Genomic DNA, 25,355 nt, shown 5'->3' with positions numbered 1-25,355 from the left:
CTTTCTGTAAGAACGTTACTTCTTTCTAAGCAATGCAAACAAGGTCAGATTTAAATTCACTTGTTTGAATGTTAAATACCAAAGCATTAGAGTTCCGTAATAGAATGTCTTTTTTAGGAAAACTCCTAATTTTGCTTTGGGACCGGAAACTCCGGATACAGAAGCGATCGGTTTTAAGATAGAAAATTCTACAGAAGAGAATCCACATTGTTCTGCCAAGAGGCCAAGTGTCTTTTCTGTATAATCGTTAATATGATCTTTTGCTTCTAAGTAATGTCCACCTTCTTGCATACCTTTCAATGCAACTTTCAAATTTGCTTTGAATAGCTGGACTGGGAAATTAGGAGTTTGGACAAATAAGAATCCACCTGGTTTTAAAAGTCCGAACAGATATTGGATGAGGCTATGTGGTTTAGGGATATGTTCAATCACGTCCCAAAGAGTGATGATATCAAAACTTTCTTTTGGAAGGCCGCTGTCCTGAACGATTCCAGGAAATACTTGTTTGAGTCCGTTCTTTTCTCTAGCGAATTTAACCGCTTTTTCGGAGATCTCATAACCTACTGCTTCCCAACCCGGTCTTGTGGTTCCGATTGTTTTTACGAAGAAACCAAGTCCGCAGCCAACATCCAAAATTTTTCCCTTGGGAGCCGAAAGAAATTTGCCTATGAAGTCTTTATAGATGTCTCTATGAGCAACATCCCACCAGTCTAAATCATAACCGGTTTCGTCGTCCCAGTATCCTTCGTAATGCTCGTCTTGTTCGTAAGTGGAGAATGCGTGGCTGCAATTTAAACAACGCACGATTGGGATTCCGTTTTCGACGAATAAGGTTTTGTTTTTCTGGCTTCCGCAAAGATAACAGGTCTGGTTCAAAGAGAGAGTCCGTTTAGGTGATAGTTTATCCTTCGGGGTGAGTCTTTAAATTCCAGTAAAAAACAAAGCATAACAGGGGCTTTTTGGATTTTCCGGAGAAGGTCCCATTGGAAGCATGGAAACAACCTCTCAGGTTTGATTAGGAGATTCGTTTGGCTAAAGTACATTTTACCAAGATGGAAGGGATCGGAAACGATTACGTGTATGTGGATGCAACTAAAGACGATTTACGTCTGAACCCGGAGCAGATCCAAAAACTTTCCGACCGTAATTTTGGGATCGGTGGTGATGGTGTGATCTTTATCCGCGCATCTAGTAAAGGCGATTTCCAAATGGATATGTACAATGCGGATGGTTCTTCTTCCGAGATGTGTGGAAATGGAATTCGCTGTGTTGGAAAATATGTTTTCGATCATGGTCTTACGAATAAAAAACAACCTAAGATAGAAACCGGGGCAGGAGTTTTAGAACTCGACCTTAAAGTAAATGGAAGCGGCAAAGTGGAACAGGTTTCCGTAGATATGGGAAAACCGATCTTAGTTCCTTCTTTAATCCCTGTTAAATGGGAAAATGAAAATCCAATCTTAGAACAGCCGCTTTCCTTCTTAAGTGGATTACCAGGTTATTCTTCTTATAATCTAAAATTCAGTGCCGTAAGTATGGGAAATCCACATTGTATTATTTATGTAGAAGATCCTGATAAGTTTCCAGTCAGAGAGATCGGTCCTTTGATCGAAAATCATACTGAACTATTTCCTCGTAGAGTGAATGTTGAATTTGTTTCTTTAAGAGGGAAAGATCACCTGTATCAAAGAACTTGGGAAAGAGGTGCCGGAGAAACGTTAGCTTGTGGAACAGGTGCTTGTGCAGTGATGACAGCTTCTCACCTAAATGGTAAAACAGGCAAAGATGTTCGTATCGATCTAAGAGGGGGAACCTTAAGAGTGCAGTTGTTAGAATCAGGCCATGTGTTAATGACAGGCCCTGCAACGGAAGTATTCAGTGGAGTCGTGGAAGTTTAAGCTTCCGCGTACTGTCCTTCTTGTAATGCGATCATTCTAGTTCTGACCACATTGGAGAGTTGTTTCATATTCTCCTCCAATGTTCCTGAAAGAAATTCTCTATGATCTACCTTCTCTCCGTAGATCACTTTTACCTTTTTATAGATCGCACGTTTTTTGATCTCACAAACTTCTTTAGGCATTCCCATGAAGCTGCGAACGATAGGCGGAATTGGGATATCAGAATAAGATTCTTCGACAGGTATAATTACAGAAGGAAGAATATCTACTTTGTTTCGGATGGAGAATGCTGCAAATCCCGAATGAAAGTCCACCATTCCGGATTTAAAATCATTTTTGACCATATAGTCATGGCCTTCTGGGAAAATTCCTAAGGTCTCTCCCTTTTTAAAAACCTGTTGGATCATCTTAATGGAACCGATGGAAATATTTCCGTCGATTGACATCGGTATCCCGCCAGCGATCTTTGCAAGGTCTCTGAAGATAGGAATTCTAAAAGTGTATTCTGCAGCGATCCAAGAAATGAATCTAGGAAAAGTATAAGAAAGAATAAACGGATCCATATCGGATCTATGATTGCAGGTAAGAATTACTTTACCGTTAGTTACTATATTTTCGGTTCCGTACGCAGTGATATCCACGGCTAAACCTATAAAGGGAGCCACGAAATTTTTGATCCGAAGATATGTCTTTGCTTCTTTCTCCACGGTCAACCTTCCTAAGCGACTATTCTCCTAAGAAAACGCTCCACCATTTTTTATCCTGACCTGCAGGCTTGTCTGAGTTCGGATCTCCATCAGAGGATTTCATCTCTTGTCGAGGTCTTCCAAAATCTTTTTGTTTTCGTTTCGGTTGAACATTGGTGAGATTTTTTTTAATCTCTTCATATTCCTTCGAAGCGTTGGCATTAGAGCGAATATAATTACGTATATCGTCCCATTGAGGATCGTCTTCATTGCCATAAGCGGCATAGTTGAACAGATCAATTTGATCGAATTCAGGCATACTTTTCCTTTCCGTTAAGGGGAAGTTCGAATAAGATATGATCGGAATCGCCTAAAAGCAAAATCCTTTCAAACCATTCGCATGTTTGCCTGGGAAAATACTATGGCAACAGTTTTCGTAAATTTCAAACCGGATTTTCTGATTTCGTTTTTAAAAAATCTAGCGAATGTCACTGAATTTAGGACTTCGATTTTCCGAAGGTATAAGTTATGGAGAGAGAGAATCTCCCCCCTTTAAACAGACATAATCATAAAGAATCGGAAGATATAAAAGAAACCGGTACGGCGAAAAATCTAGGCAGGATCATTCCATTTCCTTCCCCGCCAGGAAGAAATTTGAAAAAGATCCGGGAATTGTACGAGGATATTTTCGACCAGAAGCCTTAATAGTCCGTGCTTGCGTGGGCTCCAGGAGCTTTGCGACTATATCGTTTCTGATTTTAGAAAAGAGATCTGAGAAAATCCAGATATTGAGTTTTGCCTTCACTGTTCTCCGGTGGAGCCCAAGAAGCGAACTCTTTGTCGGTGGTCGGATCGTACGGTCCTGATTTTCCTTCGAAGCAGATACAGGTTTCCGTAAGGCAGACCAATGTATGGTACACTCCCGGAAGAATATCTATCCCATAGATTGGCCCATCCGAACTCAGGATATGTTTATCTCGAACTGTACCATCTTCTTCGAATAGTACGAAGCCTAGTTTTCCTTTTATCACTAAAAAGGTTTCAGGCTTAGGAGGATTTTTATGACGATGAGCTTGGACGTAAGTGTCCTTGGTAAGCACGTTCAGAAATCTCTGATATGGTTCTAGTAATTCGTGGAAATTGTGATTTGTTCTTCCTCTAGCAGAAGAGGAAGCAAGTGGAAGGAGTTTATCAAATAACTCCTGATCGATTAGTAATTTATCCGGCCGTGACAAGTTGTAGATGCTGCTCGCAATACGCGACAAGGTAATCAGTGCAGGCTGTGCAAGTATCCGCAGCTCCGCAAGCCTTTACCACTTCACGATAATCTTGCCCTTGTTGTTTAGCAGTCTCTACGATTTTTTCAAATGTGATTTGAGCGCAATGGCACTTTTCCATTCTGGTTCCCGATCTCTCTATAACTATCGTTTTTGAGACTCAGTATTAAAGTCAAGTTTTCTGATAGAATTTGTAGAATATTTTCTAAACTATATGGGACATAATGTCAGAGTTTATGGGGGGAAGAAGAAGTTGGTGCGCCCAGAAGGATTCAAACCTCCGACCTTCTGATCCGTAGTCAGACGCTCTATTCAGCTGAGCTATGGGCGCGGGTGATTAAAAGAATTTCTTTTCCAAAAGCTCTAAATGCTCTTGGGGAAGTTTCGGGACCAGTTTTTTTCCCTTAGTGTAATTGTATAGCAGTAAACCGGACAAGCCAAGATAGATAATGACTCCAGCTAAATGAGCAAGATTAGCTAACCAAGCTCCAACAACAGGAATAAAAGAGAAGAACCAAGATAATACTAAGAATGCGATAAAGTAGAGAACACCTATAAAGGAAAGTTTAGAATGTCTGAAAACTTCTGATTCGTTTGAGTAAAAAGAAAATCCGATCAGCCAATTTCCGAATAAAGGAAGAGTCACCAGATAGATACGAAATCTTTCAGTGTTTATAAAAGTTTTGGTTTGGTTCCAGTAAGGAGCGAGAAAATCGAGGCCCTTAGCCTTGAGTTCCTCTAATTTTGCTGAGTATTTTTCGAACTTCATTCTCTATTTCCGGGAATAATGGTAATACGAACAATTTGCCTTGGTAAGCTTGCAAGGCTCCTAAAATTCCGTAACCGAGTAATGCCAACCATGCGACATAGCTGATAAAGTCGGTCACGACTGGATTCGCATGTATCCATTTTAAAATGGTGCTTAAAATAGGGAACTCTCTTAAGAACCAAACCACCAAGTATAAAAATACAAATCCTAGATTTAACTTAATTGCTTGGAGCGCATGGAACTTGCAAATTTCCTGTTTTTTTCTAAAAAACCAAGGAATAACCCATCCTAAAAACGGAATATAAGAAATAGCAGCGAATAAATTGGGATATTCATCTCCTTCTAATAATCGCTTTGTCTCTTCCAGGAATTCCCGGGTGTTGAATCTCTGGTCAGACATCTTCTTATTTCTCGGGGGTCAGCGTGAGAGTTTGGAACTTTCGGAGACGCAGGGATTCGAACCCTGGGTACAGGTTACCCCATACGACAGTTTAGCAAACTGCTCCTTTCAGCCACTCAGGCACATCTCCAGCAGTGTTCCATCGGAGAAGGTAGGATTCGAACCCACGGTGGGAGTTACCCACGACGGTTTTCAAGACCGCTGCCTTAAACCACTCGGCCACTTCTCCGGTTAAGGATTACTTTACTGACAAGATGGGGGACCCTGTCAAGGTGATTTACCTATGAGTACGGAAAAGAACCGTAGAGAAATTTCAGGATTGGTCGTGGAGAAATGGGCGAATCTTGGTACTTGTATTTCTCATGCGGAAAATAAAACCGTTTTTGTAAAGGGAGCTGTTCCAGGGGAAACAGTTCGGATCAGAACTGATAAAGAAAATTCTAAACTGATTTGGGGTACTGTTGTATCAGCAGAAAGTATTTCTACACGTCGGATTGAGTCAGATTGTTCTGCATTTCCTGAATGTGGAGGCTGTTCTTATCGTCATATTCCTTACGAGGAAGAACTTCAGATCAAAAAATCTCTTTTGTCGGATTCATTTTTATATGTTTCTAGATTGGATCCTTCTCAAATTCCTGAGATTGAAATTTTAAGCGGGCCTTCTGACTCTTATCGCAATACTGCTCAGATCAAAATTGAATTCAAAAAAGGAAAAACAAACGCAGGATTCTATAAGGAAAATTCAAACTCCTTGGTCCACTTTCCTAAAGAAGGTTGTAAACATCTTCCTGCTGAAATGAACGAATATGTCAGAAAGAATTTAGGAAATAAGAAAACATTCTCTCGGAAAGGAGATTGGAGACTTCGATATTCTTCTGGAGAAATTTTAGAATATGATAAAAAGGAAGTCAAGATTGGTCCTTATCTTCCTGAAAAACTAGAATGGACAATCCCGGCAGAAGGTTTTACCCAAGTGAATCGTTTTCTTTTGGAAGAATGGATGCTCAAGATCCGTTCTTGGATCCCAAAAGATTGTGGTTCTGTATTAGAATTTTATTCAGGAGCTGGGCTGATCAGCTTGGCGATCGGTCACAAAGTGAGTCATCTTTCCGGTTACGAGTTGTCCAACTCTTCTGTCCAAGCAGCTGTGAAAAATGCGGAGAAGGTTAGGTATTCTCACTTAGAGTTCCATACATTAGATCTGAATTCAACTCTGCCTAAAAAACTGGATTCTTTTGGTGCAGAATTATGTATTCTAAATCCACCAAGGGCTGGGGCTTCTTCTTCCCTATTAGATTTTCTGGATGGATCAAGACCTTCTCGCGTTATTTATTCTAGCTGTAATCCAAGCACCTTGGCAAGAGATCTTGGGATCTTAAAAAACTCAGGGTATAAGGCAAAGGAAATCGTTCTTACAGATTTTTTTCCAAGAACCAAACATTTCGAGGTTCTAGTTCTTTTAGATCTTTGATTTTTTACTTTTAGAATTCCAATCTGAAATTGGAAAATGGTCATAAGGGGTCAGTACTCCGGAGAAACTAAATGCCTATCATAGATGAATACGAACTTCCTTCTAAAAAGTCAGATTCAGGTTCCAAATTCGGCGAGGTCCTGCAAGGGATTTGGTTAGAAGATGAGATCTGTTTTGCGATCGCAGGTGGTGGTTGTAAGGCATTCTACGGTTTGGGTTTTGGCCATGAATTAAAAACCTGGGGATTAAAACTAAGACAAGTGTCCGGAGTTTCTGCGGGTGCAGCAATGGTTCTTTCTTTAATCTGTGGGACTGAGGAAGAATCAGTTTCTTTTTTTGAAAGAATCGTCCGCAAGAACCCACGTAATTTTTATTTTACTCGTTTATTCAATGGGGAGAAGGCATTTCCTCACGAGGATATGTATCGCAGAACAATCCGATTTGGAATGGACTTCGAAAAGATCATTCGCTCTGGTGCAAAAGTTTTTATACATACGATCAAAGCATTTCCTAAATCCGATTCCAACAAGAACACATTCAGACTCGCAAGGTTGATTGCAGAAACTGGAAAAGCGTTTTTAGAAGACGAAAGAGATCGTAATAAAGGACTTTATACGGAAAGAACATTTCGTGTTTTAAGAAATTGGAATATGAAAGAAATCCTTTTTACAGAAGCGGACTTTAGAGATCCGAGTGTGATTGAACAGATCATTATGAATTCTTCTTCTATTCCTCCTATTGTTTCTTTTCAAAATCTTGGAAAAGAATATTATCTGGATGGAGGACTCACTAATAATTTACTTTTAGAAGCATTTCCCCCAAATGCAAAAATTATAGGAATACATTACGAACCAACTACGATTGTTGGAAAAGATCCTCATTTATTGGATCGTTGTTTTTTAGTAACTCCCTCTAAAACTTTGCCGATTACTTCTTTCGATTACACAAATGCAAAAGGTGTGAGAGAAGCTTACGAGATGGGAAAATCGGACGCATTAAAGAAGAAGGATCAGATCCTAGAATATCTCAAAAAAGATTGGGTGAAAAAAGCAGAAAAGCTTCGTAAGAATTAAACCGATTTTGAATTATGATCTTCAGGTTGTACTGTGGATAAAATTCAAAACCCGATCATATCGGTATCTAATGTAACTAAAAAATTCAAAGATGTAACTGCTGTTAGCGATCTTTCTCTGGAAATTAAAAAGGGAGAATTTGTAGGTTTGCTTGGGCCGAATGGAGCTGGTAAAACAACTCTTATCGAAATGTTAGAAGGTATCCAATTTCCAGATTCAGGAAAGATTCAAATTTTAGGCACAAGCTGGAAAGAGAGCGAAACATTTTTAAGAAGTAATATCGGTCTCGCTTTGCAAGAAACCAGATTTATGGATAGGGCTACAGTTTGGGAAACTCTCAAATTATTCGGAAGTTTTTATAAAGCACCTGAATCGCGACTGCATGAAATTTTAGAACTCACTAAACTTACTGAAAAAAATAAATCTTTCGTGAATAGTTTATCCGGAGGCCAAAGACAAAGATTGGCATTGGGTGTTTCTATCATGAACAAACCCGAAATCTTATTTTTAGATGAGCCAACTACAGGCTTAGATCCAGGAGCCAGGAGAGATATCTGGAAAATCCTCGAAGATCTAAGAGCTTATGGAACTACTATGATCCTCACCACTCATTATATGGAAGAAGCAGAAGTTCTCTGCGAAAGAATTATAGTGATGGATAAGGGCCGGATTTTAGACCAAGGAACCTTATCTGATCTTTTAGGAAAACTAGGCGGTGGCGAAATTGTTCGTTTCTCTTTGGAGAATGGAACAGATCCAAGCAGCCATCTTCCTGAAAAAGGAAAATTCAAATTCAGTTGGAATTCCGACACGAAAGAAGGCCGCATCAATGTGGAAAGAATTACAGATTATCTTCCTTCTATGTTGGATTCTTTTTCTAAGGCGGGGATCGTTTTAAAAGAACTGGAATGTCATAAAAAAACTTTGGACGACTTATTCCTTTCCATGACCGGAAGAGGGTTGGAAGAATGAAACAAATCTATCATTTAGTCACGATTCAATTAAAAGAATTTTATAGAGAACCTGGAATTCTTTTCTGGGCATTCATATTTCCTATCGCGATTGCAGGTGTATTAGGACTTGCATTCACTACGAAGGATGTACCTCAAACCAGAGTTGCAATTATCTCTTCTTCGCATAATGCAAGCGGACTTTCCGCAAAGATCGAAAAAGCGTTTTCGAATTCTGTTGGTGGGAACTCCAACGGGTTAGGAGTGATCATTCCTCAAGTTATTACTGACGAAGACGCGATCAAGGCACTCAAAAGAGGAGAGATCAATCTTTTAGTCAAAGAAGATGAAAAAGGAAATTTAGAATTTTCTTTTGATCCTAGCAATGCAAATGCTCAGAGAGATTACCTTCTTCTTTCCAATGCTCTTTTAACGATGCAAGGAAAAGAAGAGGCTAGTTCAAGTATCCGAAGATTAGATTCAAAAGGTACTAGATATATAGATTATCTGGTTCCTGGAATGCTCGCTATGGGAGTGATGAATTCCTGTCTTTGGGGAGTTGGCTGGAATCTAATCGAGATGAGGATGAAAAAACTTTTAAGAAGAATGTCTGCAACTCCAATGAATAAATTGGCATTCGTAATGTCTTTCTTCTTCACTCGAATTTTTGTCACGACTGTAGAATCTATCATCTTCCTAACGTTTACATTTACTGTTTTTGAAAATGCGTTTTTCGGTTCTATTCCTGCTGCATTTCTGATTTTTCTAACTGGAAATTTCGTATTCGCATGCATTGGGATTTTTGTAGGTTCCAGAGCACAAAGCGCTCAGGTTGGGAATGGTCTCGTGAACGCGTTCACATTTCCGATGATGGTTTTATCCGGGATCTTCTTCAGTTATAAAAATTTTCCGGATTTAGTGCTTCCTTTTATAAAACATCTACCTTTGACTTTGGTAGCTGATTCTTTGAGAGCAGTATTTATAGAAGGAGCCGGACTCGCAGAAATAGTTTACCCTTGCGTGTTTATGGTTGGGATTGGATTTTTCTTCTTGGGTGTTGGGCTTCGTATATTTCGCTGGTCTTAACAGTTTTATCTGCAAGGGGATCGGATGAATTCAGAATGGAAACAATGGGTTTATGAAAAAACCGCAAAACCTTTCTTCTTAAGTATTCATCCGGAATCTGCCCACTACTTAGCCCAAAACTTACTTGGGCTTTCTAAAAAACTTCCGTTCGTGTTTCCTGTTTTGGAATCACTCATGACTTATTCCAGTGATCGTTTGAAAACAAAGGTCGCTGGAATTGAGTTTGCAAATCCGGTCGGATTAGGTGCCGGTTTTGATAAGACTGGAGAGTTGTATCCGTTTCTTTCCCGATTAGGTTTTGGCTCGATCGAGATCGGAACAATCACTGGTCAAGGCCAGCTAGGAAATCCAAAGCCAAGAATTTTCAGATATGCGGAAGATGAAGCTTTAATCAATCGAATGGGATTTAATAATCCTGGTGCAGATGCTGCAGAAGTCACAATTCAAAAACAGAAAAAGAACTGCATAAGAGGGATCAACGTAGGCAAAACAAAAATTGTCTCTGAAGAAGATGCAGTAGATGATTATGTGTATTCTCTAAAAAAGCTTACACCTCATGCAGATTATGCAGTGATCAATATATCTTCGCCCAATACTCCTGGTTTGAGAAATTTCCAAAAAAAAGAAAATTTTACTAAGTTGATGGATGGGATCAAAAGCGGCTTAGGTGGAAAATTTCCAATCCCTACTTTTGTAAAATTCGCTCCAGACATGGAAAAAGAAGAACTGAAAGGTTTGTTGGAGCTCCTACCAGATACAAAATTATCAGGTGTAATTCTTACCAACACTACTATAGACAAATCAGTCTTAACCAGATATCCAAATGTAGAAAAAGAAGGTGGAGTTTCAGGTAAACCTCTCCGTCAAAGATCCACAGAATTTGTAAGATATGCCTACTCTATCTTAAAAGGTAGTCTTCCTATTATAGGAGTTGGTGGTATCGACTCGGGCGAAGCTGCAATAGAAAAAATTTTGGCGGGCGCAGACCTGGTCCAATTATATACAGGTTACGTATACAACGGACCTTTCTTACCGGTTAGAATATTAGAATATTTAGATGGAGTTCTGAAAAAAACCGGAGCGAAATCGATTGGTGAATTAGTGGGAAAGAATAAGATCTGATCTTATTCTTCCGACACTTTACATTTTCCTTTTTCATCCCATTCTGCTTTCCAAGCAGCAGAGTTTTGTTCCTTCACTAAACGAATTACTATATCTGAACAAACCGTTTTAGAACCATTTTCAGAAACCTCAAAATCCCCTTCATACCTAAACCAAAATTGTTCTTTACTAGGAGTTAGATTCTGCCCGAATTCTGGCTCTGTTAAACGAATTAAGTCTACAGATTTAGATTTTCCCTTTTCTTCTAAGATCGCTTCTTCTACTATTTGGTAGACTTCGTCTTTAGAAGGAGGTTCTTTTCCTGGTTCAGTCACTACGACAGATCTTGCCATTCCTATATCAGAGAAGACCCAACCTTTTTCTCTTACGAATTGGTAGATGACGCCAACTGGAGTTTTGGTTGTTTGACCTTCTTTTTTGCGAGTAGTAACGAAGAAGGAAAATTTATATCTTAAATCAGTAGGTGCATTTTCTTCCGGAGCTTCTTTTTCGATCAGCTTAGGTTTTCCTGCAGCTTGAACGGAAAGTATTCTGTCTCCTGGGAATTTTTTAGACCATTGATTTTGTAATTCTTTTTTAGCCTTTTCCTCATCAGGAGTTCCTGCAATTTGTGAAGAAAGGTTTGTGGCAAAGGATATTAATAGGACAACCCCGATAATATACATCCTTAACATAGCTCATGAGTTTTATCGTCAGGAAAGATCCTTGTCAATGAAATTCTAAATTTGAAAACTTTATCGCGGAGGAGAGGATTTTGAAAGAGATTCATCTTATAAGACATTCTAAATCCGATTGGAGTGACACTCATTTAAAGGATAAGGAACGTCCTTTATCTAAGAGAGGTCGTAAAAACGCGCGATTTTTAGGAAAATATGTGGAGAAGGTTTCCTTTGTTGCGGATGTCGCCCTTGTTTCGCCATCGATAAGAACTTCAGAAACTTGGAAGATATTACAAGATTTTCAGAATATTACAAAGGACACTAAGATTATAAGTGAGATATATGAGGCGGAGTATTCTGACTTACTTAGGATCTTAAGAGGACTATCTTCTAAAATTAATAATGTAGTTTTAATCGGGCATAATCCAGGAATGGAAGATCTGGCTAATTATTTATTATTAGGAAATAATACGGACTCTCTTTTCGAAAAATTTCCCACTTCTTCTTTTATTAGTTTAGTAACAGATCAGAAAGATTGGGCGGATCTGGGAAGGCAAAGTTGTAGGCTCAAAAGATTTTGGATCCCATGAAGAATAATACTTCAAATTTTAATAATATACCTTTTCAAACCTTATTCAGTAACGAAATGATTACTGCAAGAGTTAGAGAACTTGGACTGCAGATTGCAAGCGACTATATAGAAAAAAATCCAATTTTTATATGTGTTTTAAGAGGTGGAGTTTACTTCTTCTCTGATCTGACTAAAGCGGTTCCGATCCCAATTGAATTAGATTTTATCCAAGCAAAATCATATGTCGGAACCGAATCTTCTGGAAATGTAGAATTGATCAAGGACTTGGACGCAGACATCACAGGAAGAGATGTATTAATTGTAGAAGATATCGTAGATACTGGCCGCACGCTGAAATTTTTGATTTCCCATCTTCTTTCTAAAAAGCCTAAGTCTCTTGAGGTAGCTTCTTTATTATTTAAAGAAGGCGGAGAGGCTGTAGGATATCCGATCAAATACGTAGGTTGGAATATTGGAAAAGAATTCGTGATCGGATATGGCCTGGACTACGACGGCAAATTCAGGAATCTACCTGGAGTATTCCTTTATTCAGAAGAATGAGGAGTATCTTCTGGCTTTTTGATCAAAGTTTTTAGCCCGGTAATTGAAGTCTCCAGATCTTGGATCTTAGGCAAAAACTTCTGCCCATCTACAAAACTTTTACCTTCGTTCTTTCCAAGCTCAGAATAGATCTCAGCACTTAGATTGTGATACGCCTTTTGCAAACTTATAAAAGAAGATTCTAAATGTCCTGGGGAGAGTGCCTTCTTCTTTATCCTATACTTCTGAAATAAAGAAAGTCCGAACTTAAACACCACCAAAATATAAGCAGGAAGAAGAAGAATGAGTGCTGTCTTTGTAACTGCAAAAATTTCCCAAGACTCGGAAATCGTATGACTTAAGAAGGATCTAAGTCCAGAGATAAAAACCACAGAGATCGTATAGTTCACTCTTGGCGTCGAAGGAGATAAGGTATTGATAACGTATAATAAAGGCAGGGAAAGTAATAAAACCAAAACCAAATCGAGAGGAAAGAGATTTGAAATCAAATCCAGAAAATGAACGATGGCCTTATAGGTTTTCACCAGGTCGTCCACGGATTGGTTTAACCTGTCAAAGTCTGCTTTTAGATTGGAGAAAAACTGGGTGATCTGGTTCATTAAATCGTTTCCTAAAATTCCAGGATGGGAAAAGAGAACAGCCCTGTCTCTAAAGCTGCAAGAACTTTCCTTAACTAAAAAACTCTTCCTGGTATATTCCATTTTTGCGTTATATTTTTTATTCTATCATGAGGCCCATCTACCATTAGTCTGGATGGTCGGTCTGTCTTTGATAGGCTACCTTGTCTCAGGCATTCTTTTCTGGGGGATCGTATTTGCGTTCCGAAGATTAGAAACTAAGGTCGTATTACCTGCGATTTTTGCAGAAGTGGGGATCGAAAGACCAACTATCAAATTAGTTCCTTGGGTCGAAGTTTCTTTCTTCGCTTTTTCCGTTCTTGCATGTTGGCTTACTGGATTTTTCGAAAATAGATCTGGAATTCTTTTTCTTTTAGTGTATGCATTTGGAGTTTTAAGCGCAAGGCTTATAGACAATAAAACATATTATAAAATCGGATTATTGGGATTGGTTATCCTAGCTTCTGGGCTTATCAGTTTTAAAAGTTTGCAGAAAGCAGAGATTTTTGTAGCATACTCCATGTTTAAACCTGATTTTGAACAAAAGGACCTTTCTCGCTGGAATTATAATGCAGAGAACAGAACCTTACAAAACGAAGATCTAAAACTCAGCATTCTTTTACCGGAAGAATTTTATTTTCATAATCCTCAAAATTTAAATTTGGAAGATAAAACTGGAATTGGACAGATTGCTGGAATTATTTCTACGAGTGATTCAGATCCAAATCGTTATCCAGTTATCAGGATCTTTTTTGTTCCATTCAGATTCGATAATGAATCCGAATTACTTTCTGAATTTAAAAAGTTTTTGGATCTCCAAGTACAAAGAGGAGATATCCAGGAATTGAACGAATTAGAAAGAGAAGTTTTTGAAGATAGATATTTCGGGACTTTTTGGACATTCTATGATGTTCTAAGACCAAGATATGCAAAAACTGGAATGTTTTTCTTAGCGAAACACAAACAACCTTATAGTTTGGTCTTTATTATAGACGAAAGTTTGATCAAAGGAAGAAGACACGAAGAATCCGTGGAAAAAATCCTATCCAGCGTAAAGATAGAAGAGTAAGATTTTTAACTGATACTTACGTAATCTAAATGATTCGCAATATGCATCGCATGAGCGAGTTCATACTCTTGTTTAGTTAGTTTTCCGTAAGCAAAGTGAGGAGCGAATTCTCCGGTATAATTGGAGAATGCTGAAATCGCTTTTTTCAATTCAAGAACGCTGTCTGAAATGGAAACTCCTGATTGTAAAACATCCGCGCCAGGAATAGGTGCATTTAAGTCGTGGGACATCTTCCCTTTTCTGGAAAAATTCCAGAATGCGACTTTACCTAAAGTGTTTTGGAAAACTTCGGATTTATTTTCAGGATAACCTTTAATAGAATAATAAATACTTTGAGCACAATGAAGAAGTATCTGACTAGGACTCCATTCTCCGTATTGAATGATTGTTTTAGAGAGAAGGATTTTTTCTAACTCAGTATTTACTTCTGAAAAATTAGAAAATTGAAGTCCTCTTTCTTTTACACCAGCCGGAGCATTTGAACAGGATCCTAATACAGTTGCAGAGCTTGTTAGAACTCCTATAGCAACAGCTTTTTGAATAAATTCTTTTCTGGAAAAATTAGGATCCGACATGGAGCACTCCGCAGTTCTTTTATGTTTTCCTATAACTAATCTAAAGGATAGAAAGAGTCAAGAATTTGATTATTCTTGGGGAAGGTTTCCGATATACTTTGCTCTAGGCCGGATCAAGTTTCCAGAATCGTATTGTTCCATTGCATGAGCTAACCAACCTGCAGTTCTACCTATTGCGAAAATTCCAATGCCCGCACCTTTAGGTAATTTGAGTGCTTTAGAAACAAGCGCGAGTCCTGCATCAATCGTTGCATAATCTTCTAAAAGTTCTTCTATCTGTTTTAAGAATTGTAGGTAGAGTTGCACATCTGCATCATCTGGAAAAAATCTTTCCACTATCTGGATGAGTTTTCTACCTCTTGGATCACCTTTTTTATAAAGAGGATGACCGAAGCCTGGGATATTTTCTCCGCTTCTTAATTTTCCTTCTAAGAGTTGTTTATCTTTCTTTTTGTTTCCGCTTGCCTGGGAAAGAAGAAGGATCGCCTTTTCTGTGAGTAATCCATGTTTGGGTCCGGACAAAGCAGCAAGTCCTGCGAGCACAACTTGATAAAGAGAAGCTTCACTGGAAGCAACACATCTTGCAGTAAAAGAGGAAACATTTAGTTCATGATCCGCAGAAAGAATTAAAGAAGCTTCTAAAAGTTTGAGTTTGGATAGGATATTAGGATCTTCTTTTTTCCTGAAGGGATTCCAGCTGTTCAAAAGTGTTTCTGAAATTTTTCCTGTCGATTCAATTTTGGCGGAGGAAAACAAGGTAAGATATCTTAAGATAGAAGAAGAAGTTTTTCTGAAAGTTTTAGGGTCTTTTCGAAATGCTTTTGCATCTTCATATTCTAAAAAAGGAAGTAGTATCCTAGAAATATCCAAGATGGGACGACCTTCTAATAATTTCAGAATTTTAATACATTCTTCAGATAATATAGGCCAATCTGATTCGAAAGGATTTGTATCTTCTGCTTCCCAGAGTAAACAGGCTATATCTTCAAAACTTCCATTTTCAGAAAGTTCTAAAACATCTTTTCCTCGGTAGAAGAGAGAGTTTTCGCCGAGCAAAGTGATAGAGGATTCTAAAACTGGTTGTCCTAAAGATAAAGCAGCCTTCGCAGTTTTACCAGGTTGGCTTCTTTCTTCCCTTCTGAGTAATAATTGTTCTATATCTTCTCTTCTATACCGTTTACTCCTGTCCTTATTGCCTCCAGATTCGGAATGTAATAAGCCGCGACTAACGTATGCATATATGGTTTGGACTTCTACCCCTAAAGCAGAGGCTGCCTCATCCGCATTCAAGAATGGTTTTTTTGAAGAAAAAGCCATATGTTGACAATATAATCAACATTGACTATATGTTGTCAACCCGCTAAACTCTAATAGAAACAAAGGAGAAACATCATGCTACTCTCTGAACAGGAAAAAGAGAAAAATTATAGCCCAGGTTTAGAAGGCATCCCTGCGGCAAGGACCAAACTTTCCCAAGTAGATGGAAAGGGAGGAAGATTGATCATTGCAGGTTACCCAGTAGAAGAATTCGCAGGCAAGGCGGTCTTCGAAGAAACTATCTTCACACTTTGGAATGATAGAAGGCCAAAACCTACCGAAACAAGTTTGTTCTCTGAGGAACTCAGATCTTCCAGAAGATTTTCTAAAGTGATACGAACCATCATTGAAGAAGCAGTCTATGCAAATCTTCCTTTGATCGATATTTTACGGATTGGATCTGCTGCTCTTTCTTTAGGTTCTCAAAAAGAAGATCCCAAAAAAGATGCGATGGCTGTTCTTTCTACATTTCCTTTGATAGTTGCTTGGGCTTATCGTTTGTTGAAAGGACAGGCCCCAGTTCTTCCTAAACAGGACTTAGATATCGCAGCCAACTTTTTGTACATGTTGAATGGTACCGATCCTGATCCTAGAAGTGTCCGTGCATTGAATACATATCTGAATACAGTTTGCGACCATGGACTGAATGCTTCTACATTTGCAGCAAGAGTGATCATATCTACTCAATCTGATATGATCTCTGCTGTCACCGGTGGACTTGGTGCATTAAAAGGACCTTTACATGGCGGAGCTCCTGGGCCTGCATTAGACACTGTCTTTGAGATAGGAGCCAAAGAAAATGCGGAGAAGGTTCTAAGAGAAAAATTAAAACATAACGAAAGACTAATGGGTTTTGGGCATAGGATCTATAAAGTCAGAGACCCTCGTGCGGATGTTCTTGCTAAGGCTGCGAAAATTCTATACGACACTGACGAAAAAAGAGAATTCTATGATCTTGCGATGTTTGTGGAAAAAACTGCTTTAGAATTGCTGAAAGAATATAAACCGGACAGAATTCTGCAAACCAATGTGGAATTTTATACAGCATTACTTTTGCATGGATTAGGATTTCCAACCGAGATCTTTACTCCAGTATTTGCAATGGGAAGAGCAGCGGGCTGGACGGCTCATTGTTTCGAACAAATGCAAGAAAGGATCGTCCGACCGGATGCGATCTATACGGGAGAAGATGGAAAACTTTGGAATTGAAAAGGTTTGAAAGCAGGATTTCTTTTTATACGGGCTATAAATTGATTTCCTGCAAAATTTTGGCTTGGATCTTTTTGAAAGATTAACGTTTAGGAGTTCTGTTTTTCATTTCGATCAAATCCGTTTGAACAACAGAAAGTGGATCGATCATCGTTCCTAAAACTCTAAGTCCCAAATGTAAATGAGGTCCGGTTGACATACCGGTAGTTCCGATCTTTCCGATCAAATCTCCCTTCTTCACTTTATCACCTGGCTTTACTAAAATTTCAGATTGGTGCATGTATAAGGAATATATCTCCAAGCCATGATCTATCACTGTAAAGTTACCTTCGTAATACATAGACCTTGCTAAGATCACGGTGCCTTCGTTGATAGCATAGATTGGATCACCTATACCACCTTTGAAATCAGAACCGCCATGAGGACGACCTTTCTCTTTGTTGTATATCCTACGTTTGTAAAAAGGACTGTTTAAGATTGGATTAGGAACAGGATATTCGAAATCGGTAACAATCTGAAGATCCGATTTAGATTGAAATGCTTTCGCTTTTGCATCGGAACATTCTTTGATAAATGCTTTTGTTTCTTCTGAAAGTTCGTCAGTTGTATATTGTTTATCCATCGTAAGATGAGAAACTTTAGAAGTTGCGAAGTACGTTTTCTGGATTGGGATCTCGTACTGCTTGGACTCGTTTTTAGTAAAAAGATGTTTTTCTGTTAATTCCAAAACTCCATATGGTTTTGAAAATTCTGGAGAGATAGGAATAAAAGTGAGAATATAACCATCTCTTAAATTAAAAGGAAGTTCTTGTCCTTCCCAACTGATTGTAAAATTTCCGAGCTTATCTAAAATTTTAGGTAAAGGTTTTATTTTTAAAAATAGAAGTTCCCCTTGTGCGAACTTTCTTCCTGCAAGAGAAAATGAAAACAGTTCTTCCTGTTTTTCTACTATCTCACCTTTCAATCTTTTGGATGTTTTTTGTTCTGAGGCAACCGTCTTAGGTTTTTTCTCTTCCTTCTTCTTTTCTGGTTTAGAATTTAAAGCAACTTGGTTGAGTTTAGGAAGGACTGAAGCTTTTTTAGGTTCTTCTTTTTTCTTTTTATTGGGCTCTTTTGCAAAATTCAGAGAGCTAAAAAAAAGAATTAGAGATAAAAATAGAAAGATATTTTTAGAAATACTATGCATTGGAAAAAGAGTCCGGGATACGGACATTCTCATAATCGGATAAGACGTATATTGGTACAGAAATATTTTTCCAGATTTGGAAAGAATCTATTCTTCCAATAAAAAGGACTCTAATTCCGGGTTCAATATCTCTGGGATCTCATGATGTATCCAATGAGTGCCCTTGGAAAAAAAACGAACGGAAGCATCCGAGAATAGTTCCAAAGTTTCTTCTGCCATTTCTTTTGCCAAAAACCTGTCTTTTTCTCCCCAGAAAATCCGAGTAGGAACTTTGATCTTTCTGCTTCTGATCAATTTAGGAGGATTTTTGACTGCTGCGCGATACCAATGGAGCATTGACTTTATACATCCGGGTATTGCCCAAACTTCTTTATAAAGAGAGATCTCTTCCGGAGAGAATGCTCCCTTTATAGATGTTTTAGTTAAGGATCTTTCTAATTTTCTGAAGTTTAGTCTGGAAAGTAAGAACTCAGGCAGCCAAGGAATTCGAAAGAAAAGAATGTACATACTTTTCTTCCTTTGAGATTTATCAGAGAGGATTTTTCTTTTCATTACCGTTGGATGAGGAACATTCAAGATACATGCTTTTCTAAATCTTTCTGGAAATCTAGAAAGAGTCCAATATGCAACTGCTCCTCCCCAATCATGAGCGATAATATCCGTTTTAGGAATTCCATACACATCTAAGATTGAAATGATATCTTCGGATAAAATATCTAGTCCATAATCAGAAATGGATTTAGGTTTGGAACTTCTTGCATATCCCCTCTGATCCGGAGCGATTACTAAATATCCAAGCTTTGCGAAATATCCGATTTGGTTTTTCCAAGCATAAGAAAATTCAGGAAATCCATGTAATAATAATAATGGCTTTCCATCTTTAGGGCCTGACTCTAGTAAGAAAAATTTTTGTCCGTTCGCGTTAACATATTTGGAACGTACTTCCGGAAAATCAGCAGGAAATGGAAATAGATTTTGTTTCTCTAATAGTTCGATAGACATGATTGAAGCGCATTGTATTTTACTTTTGCGTTAAAGCAAGAACGAATACGCTATTTTATTTTGTGTAAACGATTGTTTACTTTTATATGAATATTTGAAAACTATTATAAAAACATCGGCATTGGCATCATAGAACCAAAGATGCCGGAACAATATGCGAATGTTGAAAATCTATACTGTTTCATTTCTTCAGGTTCCGATGTTGGGTCACCTCCCGCTGCATCGGTACAAGGGTCTGCTGTTATAAGAGTTAAGCAGAGATTTACTTCTCTTTTTTTGTAATAATCCCGTTCCGCACATCCTTTGATCAGATCTTCATCTAGTTCACCACAGGGATTGGAAGCTGCCATGAAGAGATAACTAGTTTCATAATTATACAAAGATTCGTGAAATCCTTTACATCTTGCCGATAAGCTAGCAACGGCAACGGATAATTTTTCTTGGGCTTGTTTATAGTGTATCTTGGAACTATCTAGATCCTCAATTCCCTCGAAAAAATAGGAACTAAAACAAGACGAAGTTAAAAGAACGGAAATAGAAATAAATAGGATTCTATACAATAATTTCATTTATAGATACTCTTCTAATTTTCTGTGCACATCTTGCGGCCAATCAGTAAGACTCAAGCTTGCAAGAGATGCAAATCCATGTAAAAAATCTCCAGAACATCTTCTTTCTCCATTGCAAATGGCTTCTACATTGATCAAGATATTTTGACGCCTAAGACGTTTTAGTTTTACTCGGAATTCTAATATATCTCCCAACTTAGAGGGTTTGTAAAATTTCGCTATAATTTTCATGGCGGGAATACCTTGGTGATTGCTACTTACCATTTGTGGAAATCCGAATCCGATCCCTTCTCTAAACCAATCTTCGATTGTTTCCACAAAAAGATTGAAGTATTGGGGAGTAAACACCACACCCCCTGGGTCGCAGTGTTGCATTCGAATGATCTTGTTGGTGGTAAAAACTTTATTCGTCATGATGCTTGTGATTTGTTTACTCTGATTAAAAGGAATATCAATTTAAAAATTGTGAAATAGAAAATTTGCTCTGACTTGTTTTGATTCAAAACAAAATGAAACACCGATTATTAATTCTATAATTTGTATAGGGATTCTTCGCTCCCATTCCACACATTCAAATCTACCGGACCTTCTATCCCTGGAATCCTTGCACGACTATGGTATTGCCATAGGATCCAATTTCGTTCAAACGAAGAAGAAGGATGTCCAAATACGTCCCTAATCCAAACCGGATATTCTAAAAGATCGTCTTCTAAATATTGATCTATAAATTCATAGGTAAGGTATAAGATAGGTTTCTTATTATAATGATTTTCTAATGCAACTAAAAAGTCTCGGATCTCCCTTTTTACATCCTGCAATGGAGGTCTTTCTTTACAGTTCCCAATAAATTCCAGATCGGCTACAGGAGGTAATGCTTTTGGATCTTTTGGAACATAGGAAATAAAATTAGATGCTTGTTCTTTTCCAGAACGGCATAGGGTGAAAAAATGATAAGCTCCGACTCTAATCCCTAGTTGATTTGCTTCTTTCCAATTTCGAGAGAATGCTTTGTCCTTCCAATCTCCGCCTTCCGTGGCCTTAATGTATGCAAAACTGATTTTGTTTTCTGAGACCTTCTTCCAATCTATATTTCCTTGGTGATTAGAAACGTCGATGCCGCGGATTGGATATTTTGATTCGGACGGATATACAAACCAGAAAATTCCTTTGTCGAAAGCAGTATATAGGGCAAGGGGAAGAAGGCCCAATGTAAGAATGAGGATTAGAAATTTATAAGTAAGTTTCATTAGGTTTTTCAAATAAGAAATCCGTATTATTCTAAAATTAGGTCATTCGTTTTCTAAATTCTTCCAAATTACTGAAAAATATTATGTCTCTTATTGGAATTCCTACAATCGGCAGAGGACCTTCTCCACTTTAGAAAATTCTTCTTAGGTCTCCTTCTCCGCTTTTGAATCTCTGAATTTGTAAAAAAACCCCTCATAAAATTCTGGATTCCGCCGAAACAAAGAACAGGGACCGGACAATGATATTAAATAAAGAGGAATGGTTGGATCGGGTGTCTTCTCTTTTCGAGGAAGAAATCCGACTGTACTCCGAAATCCTGGAGTTAGAGAAAGAAAAGACTGAATCGATCACGAAAGCGGACGGAAGATCTTTGGAAACGATTTCTAAAAAGACTTATGAATTGATCGTTCATGCAAGCGAACTGGAAAGAGTTCGTATGTCCGCTATTCATGATGTTTATACATCAGGTAATTTAGGAATTCCTAAAGAAGGCGAACTTACTCTTACTGATTTTTTAAATAAGATAGACCGTGAATCCGAGCACAAGTTGAAACAACTCGGAACAAGATTAAAGGATACGGTTCACAGGCTTAAAGATAAGATCAAAGCCAATGATAAATTGATCCGAACCAGACAGGAATTTTTGAAGGCCACCATCGACGCGATGCGAACTAACGCAAACAGCGGAGAAGTCGCAGTTTACGAGGATGAAAATCCAAGCACAGTTAGGAACAAGAAGAAACGTTCCTCGGTGCTCGTAAACGCTTCAGCGTAAGATTGGATAGGAGGGAAGAAGTATGGGATCCACATTCTCCGGATTAGAAATTGGTAAAAGAGGTCTTGCGGCTCACCAGCAAGCCTTACAAACTACCGGCCATAATATTTCAAACGCGGATAATAAACATTATTCTCGCCAAAGAGTTGTTTTACAAGCTACTGATCCTCTATATGAACCTTCTTTAAATCGTGCTCACCTTCCAGGTCAGATCGGTCAAGGTGTTGAGATCGGTTCCATCGAACGTGTTAGAGATAATTTTATCGATGATAGAATTATAGAAACTTCCGGTGTAAAAGATTATTGGGCAGCGAAGAACGAATATCTCTACCAAGCTGAGAATATTTTCAACGAGCCTAACGGCACTACTCTTAGGACTTTGATGGATAAATTCTGGTCTTCTTGGGAAGAACTCGCGAATTATCCTGAAGATAACGCACATCGTTCTGTGGTTTTAGAAAAAGCACAAGGCCTCGGAAGTAGAATTGAGGATGTATATCGTAAACTTTCTCAATTGAGAGATCAATCGAACCGAGAGATCGAAGCTCATGCACTTCATTTGAATACGATTGGAGAGAATATCCGCACCTTAAACGAAAGGATTGCTAAGTCGGAAGCATTGGGCGATAGACCGAATGATCTTTACGACAAAAGAGATGCTCTTCTCCAAGAACTTTCTGGCTTAACTGATATCACAATCGGTAGAAGCGACGAAGATGAGCTGATGGTATTTATTGGCCAGCAGATCCTTGTCCAAGGCGGCAAACTCAATAAGGTCGATATATTAGGAAATCCTTCTAAAGATGGTTTATTAGATCTTTATTGGAAGGTTACTGGAGATCCGGTCCTTCTCCGCAAAGGGAGATTACAGGGTTTGATCGAAGTTAGAGATAAGATCCTGGGCGAGAAGATCGACCAAGTGGATGCTCTTGCGATCAACGTTATGGATGTGATTAACGAGATCCATAAAGACGGTTTTGGTTTGAATGGAAATACAAATCAGAACTTCTTCGATATTCGTTCTTTAGCTTTGAATACTTTCGGTGAGTATGATTCAGACGGCGATGGTCAGAATGATATCTCTGCGATCTTTAGAGTAACAGGTAAGAATACTTTGGATCCGGATCGCCCAGTAGGGATCAGTGGAACCATGACATTCTTAAAACCTGATGAAAAAGAAACTCAGGTTTTAATTCCTTATTCTGCAAATGATACTCTGAACGGTATTATCAAACGTATCAATGCTTCTAAGGTTGGTGTTGTGGCTTATATGAACCACGATAACCAATTGGCATTCAAGGCGACTGTTGCAGAAGATTCTGCTAAGAAAAATTTCATTCTTAGACATATTGAAGATTCAGGTGAATTATTAGTAGGTCTGACTGGAATGCTAATGGCTTCCGGGCCTTCTGGCGCTTATGATTATAAACGTTTGGGAGAAATCACCAAACTTCAATCTAAGCCGGAAGACATTACTTTAACTCCACATTTTCATCCTTCTTCTCATTTTAAAGTGAATGAGCATATTGCGAATAACGTAGCAAATATCGCAGCAGCAAGAGGAAAGGATGTTGGTGGAACAGGAGATTATAATTCTCCTGGAGGTCATAAGGACGGTAGGAATGCTCTTTTAGTAGCTTCTTCCCTTAGAAATAATCCTGTGATGGTGGATTATTCCAAAACCACAGATGATTTTTATAATAGTCTGATCTCTAAACTTGCAACAGAAGCAAGAGAATCAAAACAAGAATTTGGGATCCAATCAGATCTCATGACCGAACTTGAGAATATGAGACAATCGGTGATGGGTGTAAGTTTGGATGAGGAAATGGCCAATATGGTCCAGTTCCAGCACTCGTACAATGCGTCTGCGAAGATGATCAATACTATGAATGAAATTCTAGATACGATCATCAATCGTTTGGGCGCGTAATTCCGCCGGAATAGCAAGGAGGCGAAGCCATGATGCGGATCACTAACATGATGCAAAATAACAGTCTGGTGAGGACTTTGAATCGTCACCAGTTGTCTTTGGACGAAACCCAGAACCAATTAGGTACAGGACAAAGAATTAGGACTCCTTCCGATGATCCTGGAAGAGCGACCAACCAAATGTTCTTTCGATCTAGGATGAACGAGTTGGATACTTTCCAAGCAAACATTGACGATGGTTTCGGAAGATTACAACAGATCGATGGTGAATTGGATAGAATAGGTAACTTATTCCAAAGAGCGAGAGTTCTTGCAGTCCAAGCTTCCAACGGTATTTATCAAGGTGATAAAGGTTTTGAATTAGAAGTCGCTGTTGGTAAAGAGATAGATGAATTACTTAGAGCGTTAGTCGATATTGCGAACACTAGAGATGCCACGGGAAGACCTCTTTTTGGTGGACATGTGATCGAAAGACCTCCTTTTGAACCGATTGAATCCAAAATCAAAGGACTCCAAGGACTGGAATTAAAAAACCAATACATCGGAGTGGAATATAGAGGAGATATCGGAGAACAGATCAGAGAGATAGAAAAGGGAGAATATATCCCAGTTACTATTCCTGGAAACAAAGTGTTCTGGGGAACGAACATGAGTGTTACAAGCCGTGTGGATAACTCAGGCTACGTTGCAGTTTCTGATCAAAAGTTCAAGATAGATGGAGTAGAAGTTCAGGTTTCTGCCGGTGATACTATCGATGATATCATAGACAAGATCAATAACTCTCCGATCGAAGCTAAGGCGAATAAACTCGCTCAGGACAATATCAGTCTTAGTTCCACTGCACCTCACCAGATCTGGTTAGAGGATGTAGATGGAGGAACTGTTCTAAGAGATATAGGTTTGATCGATTCTGGAAATTCTGAACCTCCTAATAATTACAGCAAGTCTGCAACTGTTACTGGACTTTCAGTATTCGATGTGCTCATCCAATTCAGAAACGATTTGATCCAGAAAGATCAGGAAAGAATTTCAGGTCGTGATATCCAAGACTTGGATCTTGCATTGGAAAATATCCTTCGTTATAGATCTATAGTTGGAGCAAGGATGAATCGTATGGAGGAACATTCCCAAAGAGTTTCCTTCGATAAATCCTACATGACTGAGTTACTTGCTAAAAATGAAGGGATCGATTTCCCAGAAACTATCATGAACATGAAGTGGCTGGAAACAATCCATCAATATGCACTTAACGTAGGATCCAAAGTAATCAAATCCACTTTGATGGACTTTCTAAGATAAGAGTGAAATTCCCCGATATTAAATCGGGGAATTC

Annotated in this window: 28 protein-coding genes and 3 tRNA genes; 13 read left to right on the top strand and 18 right to left on the bottom strand. The window is 38.5% G+C overall.

Annotated features, from left to right (window positions below; all coding sequences use genetic code 11):
* Nucleotides 1-15: 15 nt before the first annotated feature.
* Nucleotides 16-876 carry a class I SAM-dependent methyltransferase gene (locus EHQ52_RS07305; RefSeq protein ID WP_135614559.1) on the bottom strand — a complete coding sequence of 287 codons (861 nt, stop codon included), beginning with the start codon at nucleotides 874-876 and terminating at the stop codon, nucleotides 16-18.
* A gap of 152 nt (nucleotides 877-1,028) precedes the next feature.
* On the opposite strand from EHQ52_RS07305, the gene dapF reads away from it, so the two are divergent.
* On the top strand, nucleotides 1,029-1,898 hold the full coding sequence (gene dapF / locus EHQ52_RS07300; RefSeq protein WP_135614558.1) for a diaminopimelate epimerase: 870 nt from the start codon (nucleotides 1,029-1,031) through the stop codon (nucleotides 1,896-1,898).
* Here dapF and EHQ52_RS07295 read toward each other — a convergent pair.
* The 8 genes from EHQ52_RS07295 to EHQ52_RS07255 all read right to left on the bottom strand — a co-directional run bounded on the left by EHQ52_RS07295 (nucleotide 1,895) and on the right by EHQ52_RS07255 (nucleotide 5,259).
* Entirely contained in the window at nucleotides 1,895-2,605 is a 711-nt protein-coding gene (locus tag EHQ52_RS07295; RefSeq protein WP_135614557.1) for a lysophospholipid acyltransferase family protein, read from the bottom strand. The genes dapF and EHQ52_RS07295 overlap by 4 nt on opposite strands.
* Before the next feature lie 19 nt (nucleotides 2,606-2,624).
* Nucleotides 2,625-2,903, bottom strand: a complete 279-nt coding sequence (locus tag EHQ52_RS07290; protein WP_135614556.1) for a hypothetical protein — start codon at nucleotides 2,901-2,903, stop codon at nucleotides 2,625-2,627.
* 439 nt (nucleotides 2,904-3,342) lie between these two features.
* On the bottom strand, nucleotides 3,343-3,819 hold the full coding sequence (locus EHQ52_RS07285; RefSeq protein ID WP_135614555.1) for a WbuC family cupin fold metalloprotein: 477 nt from the start codon (nucleotides 3,817-3,819) through the stop codon (nucleotides 3,343-3,345).
* A gap of 296 nt (nucleotides 3,820-4,115) precedes the next feature.
* Nucleotides 4,116-4,192: transfer RNA gene (locus EHQ52_RS07275), tRNA-Arg, on the bottom strand.
* A 6-nt stretch (nucleotides 4,193-4,198) separates the two neighbouring features.
* Complete coding sequence (locus EHQ52_RS07270; RefSeq protein ID WP_135614554.1) at nucleotides 4,199-4,630, bottom strand: hypothetical protein; 432 nt, start codon at nucleotides 4,628-4,630, stop codon at nucleotides 4,199-4,201.
* A complete protein-coding gene (locus EHQ52_RS07265; protein ID WP_100708592.1) occupies nucleotides 4,584-5,030 on the bottom strand; it encodes a magnetosome magnetite crystal formation protein family in 447 nt (148 codons plus the stop codon). The genes EHQ52_RS07270 and EHQ52_RS07265 overlap by 47 nt, the downstream gene beginning before the upstream one ends.
* Nucleotides 5,031-5,071: 41 nt before the next feature.
* Nucleotides 5,072-5,160, bottom strand: a tRNA-Ser gene (locus EHQ52_RS07260).
* 13 nt (nucleotides 5,161-5,173) lie between these two features.
* Nucleotides 5,174-5,259 (bottom strand) — tRNA-Ser (locus tag EHQ52_RS07255).
* Nucleotides 5,260-5,313: 54 nt separating this feature from the next.
* Here EHQ52_RS07255 and EHQ52_RS07250 point away from each other — a divergent pair.
* From EHQ52_RS07250 to EHQ52_RS07230, 5 genes are all read left to right on the top strand, one after another.
* Nucleotides 5,314-6,501 (top strand): class I SAM-dependent RNA methyltransferase, encoded by a 1,188-nt coding sequence (locus EHQ52_RS07250; protein WP_135614553.1) that lies wholly within the window; start codon nucleotides 5,314-5,316, stop codon nucleotides 6,499-6,501.
* A 71-nt stretch (nucleotides 6,502-6,572) separates the two neighbouring features.
* Nucleotides 6,573-7,574 (top strand): patatin-like phospholipase family protein, encoded by a 1,002-nt coding sequence (locus EHQ52_RS07245; RefSeq protein ID WP_135614552.1) that lies wholly within the window; start codon nucleotides 6,573-6,575, stop codon nucleotides 7,572-7,574.
* 33 nt (nucleotides 7,575-7,607) lie between these two features.
* On the top strand, nucleotides 7,608-8,546 hold the full coding sequence (locus tag EHQ52_RS07240; protein ID WP_135614551.1) for an ABC transporter ATP-binding protein: 939 nt from the start codon (nucleotides 7,608-7,610) through the stop codon (nucleotides 8,544-8,546).
* The gene (locus tag EHQ52_RS07235; protein ID WP_135614550.1) at nucleotides 8,543-9,610 is read left to right on the top strand and encodes an ABC transporter permease; all 1,068 of its coding nucleotides are present in this window, start codon (nucleotides 8,543-8,545) and stop codon (nucleotides 9,608-9,610) included. The genes EHQ52_RS07240 and EHQ52_RS07235 overlap by 4 nt, the downstream gene beginning before the upstream one ends.
* Before the next feature lie 24 nt (nucleotides 9,611-9,634).
* Entirely contained in the window at nucleotides 9,635-10,732 is a 1,098-nt protein-coding gene (locus tag EHQ52_RS07230; protein ID WP_135614549.1) for a quinone-dependent dihydroorotate dehydrogenase, read from the top strand.
* Nucleotides 10,733-10,734: 2 nt separating this feature from the next.
* On the opposite strand, the gene EHQ52_RS07225 is transcribed toward EHQ52_RS07230, so the two are convergent.
* A complete protein-coding gene (locus EHQ52_RS07225) occupies nucleotides 10,735-11,397 on the bottom strand; it encodes a hypothetical protein (RefSeq protein WP_135615677.1) in 663 nt (220 codons plus the stop codon).
* 89 nt (nucleotides 11,398-11,486) lie between these two features.
* Between EHQ52_RS07225 and EHQ52_RS07220 the strand changes: the two genes are divergently transcribed.
* Together EHQ52_RS07220 and hpt are read left to right on the top strand one after the other, a co-directional pair.
* The gene (locus EHQ52_RS07220) at nucleotides 11,487-11,981 is read left to right on the top strand and encodes a SixA phosphatase family protein (RefSeq protein WP_135614548.1); all 495 of its coding nucleotides are present in this window, start codon (nucleotides 11,487-11,489) and stop codon (nucleotides 11,979-11,981) included.
* Complete coding sequence (gene hpt / locus EHQ52_RS07215) at nucleotides 11,978-12,523, top strand: hypoxanthine phosphoribosyltransferase (protein WP_135614547.1); 546 nt, start codon at nucleotides 11,978-11,980, stop codon at nucleotides 12,521-12,523. The genes EHQ52_RS07220 and hpt overlap by 4 nt, the downstream gene beginning before the upstream one ends.
* Here hpt and EHQ52_RS07210 read toward each other — a convergent pair.
* Nucleotides 12,508-13,122, bottom strand: coding sequence for a hypothetical protein (locus EHQ52_RS07210; RefSeq protein ID WP_135614546.1), 615 nt, complete (start codon nucleotides 13,120-13,122; stop codon nucleotides 12,508-12,510). The two genes, hpt and EHQ52_RS07210, sit on opposite strands and share 16 nt — an antisense overlap.
* On the opposite strand from EHQ52_RS07210, the gene EHQ52_RS07205 reads away from it, so the two are divergent.
* Nucleotides 13,121-14,209, top strand: a complete 1,089-nt coding sequence (locus tag EHQ52_RS07205) for a hypothetical protein (RefSeq protein ID WP_208653496.1) — start codon at nucleotides 13,121-13,123, stop codon at nucleotides 14,207-14,209. The genes EHQ52_RS07210 and EHQ52_RS07205 overlap by 2 nt on opposite strands.
* A 5-nt stretch (nucleotides 14,210-14,214) precedes the next feature.
* Here EHQ52_RS07205 and EHQ52_RS07200 read toward each other — a convergent pair whose 3' ends face one another.
* Complete coding sequence (locus EHQ52_RS07200) at nucleotides 14,215-14,784, bottom strand: DUF1569 domain-containing protein (RefSeq protein ID WP_135614544.1); 570 nt, start codon at nucleotides 14,782-14,784, stop codon at nucleotides 14,215-14,217.
* Between the two features lie 69 nt (nucleotides 14,785-14,853).
* The gene (locus EHQ52_RS07195; protein WP_135614543.1) at nucleotides 14,854-16,101 is read right to left on the bottom strand and encodes a citrate synthase family protein; all 1,248 of its coding nucleotides are present in this window, start codon (nucleotides 16,099-16,101) and stop codon (nucleotides 14,854-14,856) included.
* 75 nt (nucleotides 16,102-16,176) lie between these two features.
* Here EHQ52_RS07195 and EHQ52_RS07190 point away from each other — a divergent pair, with 75 nt between their 5' ends.
* Nucleotides 16,177-17,310: a citrate synthase/methylcitrate synthase gene (locus EHQ52_RS07190; RefSeq protein ID WP_135614542.1), complete on the top strand. Its 1,134-nt coding sequence runs from the start codon at nucleotides 16,177-16,179 to the stop codon at nucleotides 17,308-17,310.
* 82 nt (nucleotides 17,311-17,392) lie between these two features.
* Here EHQ52_RS07190 and EHQ52_RS07185 read toward each other — a convergent pair whose 3' ends face one another.
* The 5 genes from EHQ52_RS07185 to EHQ52_RS07165 all read right to left on the bottom strand — a co-directional run bounded on the left by EHQ52_RS07185 (nucleotide 17,393) and on the right by EHQ52_RS07165 (nucleotide 21,314).
* Nucleotides 17,393-18,496 (bottom strand): M23 family metallopeptidase, encoded by a 1,104-nt coding sequence (locus EHQ52_RS07185; RefSeq protein WP_135615676.1) that lies wholly within the window; start codon nucleotides 18,494-18,496, stop codon nucleotides 17,393-17,395.
* An 87-nt stretch (nucleotides 18,497-18,583) separates the two neighbouring features.
* A complete protein-coding gene (locus EHQ52_RS07180; RefSeq protein WP_135614541.1) occupies nucleotides 18,584-19,498 on the bottom strand; it encodes an alpha/beta fold hydrolase in 915 nt (304 codons plus the stop codon).
* 104 nt (nucleotides 19,499-19,602) lie between these two features.
* Complete coding sequence (locus EHQ52_RS07175) at nucleotides 19,603-20,067, bottom strand: hypothetical protein (protein ID WP_135614540.1); 465 nt, start codon at nucleotides 20,065-20,067, stop codon at nucleotides 19,603-19,605.
* Nucleotides 20,068-20,442, bottom strand: a complete 375-nt coding sequence (locus EHQ52_RS07170) for an acyl-CoA thioesterase (RefSeq protein ID WP_135614539.1) — start codon at nucleotides 20,440-20,442, stop codon at nucleotides 20,068-20,070.
* A 155-nt stretch (nucleotides 20,443-20,597) separates the two neighbouring features.
* Complete coding sequence (locus EHQ52_RS07165) at nucleotides 20,598-21,314, bottom strand: glycoside hydrolase family 25 protein (RefSeq protein WP_135615675.1); 717 nt, start codon at nucleotides 21,312-21,314, stop codon at nucleotides 20,598-20,600.
* Between the two features lie 239 nt (nucleotides 21,315-21,553).
* Between EHQ52_RS07165 and EHQ52_RS07160 the strand changes: the two genes are divergently transcribed.
* The 3 genes from EHQ52_RS07160 to EHQ52_RS07150 are packed head-to-tail and all read left to right on the top strand — an operon-like array spanning nucleotide 21,554 to nucleotide 25,321.
* Nucleotides 21,554-22,090, top strand: a complete 537-nt coding sequence (locus EHQ52_RS07160) for a flagellar protein FlgN (protein ID WP_162494895.1) — start codon at nucleotides 21,554-21,556, stop codon at nucleotides 22,088-22,090.
* 22 nt (nucleotides 22,091-22,112) lie between these two features.
* Nucleotides 22,113-24,023 carry a flagellar hook-associated protein FlgK gene (gene flgK / locus EHQ52_RS07155; RefSeq protein WP_135614538.1) on the top strand — a complete coding sequence of 637 codons (1,911 nt, stop codon included), beginning with the start codon at nucleotides 22,113-22,115 and terminating at the stop codon, nucleotides 24,021-24,023.
* 32 nt (nucleotides 24,024-24,055) lie between these two features.
* Nucleotides 24,056-25,321: a flagellar hook-associated protein 3 gene (locus tag EHQ52_RS07150; protein ID WP_135615674.1), complete on the top strand. Its 1,266-nt coding sequence runs from the start codon at nucleotides 24,056-24,058 to the stop codon at nucleotides 25,319-25,321.
* The last annotated feature ends 34 nt before the right edge of the window (nucleotides 25,322-25,355 follow it).

Origin of the sequence: Leptospira koniambonensis (assembly GCF_004769555.1) — a bacterium.
GTDB classification, from domain to species: Bacteria; Spirochaetota; Leptospiria; order Leptospirales; family Leptospiraceae; genus Leptospira_B; species Leptospira_B koniambonensis.
This window is presented reverse-complemented; position numbering and strand designations above follow the sequence as displayed.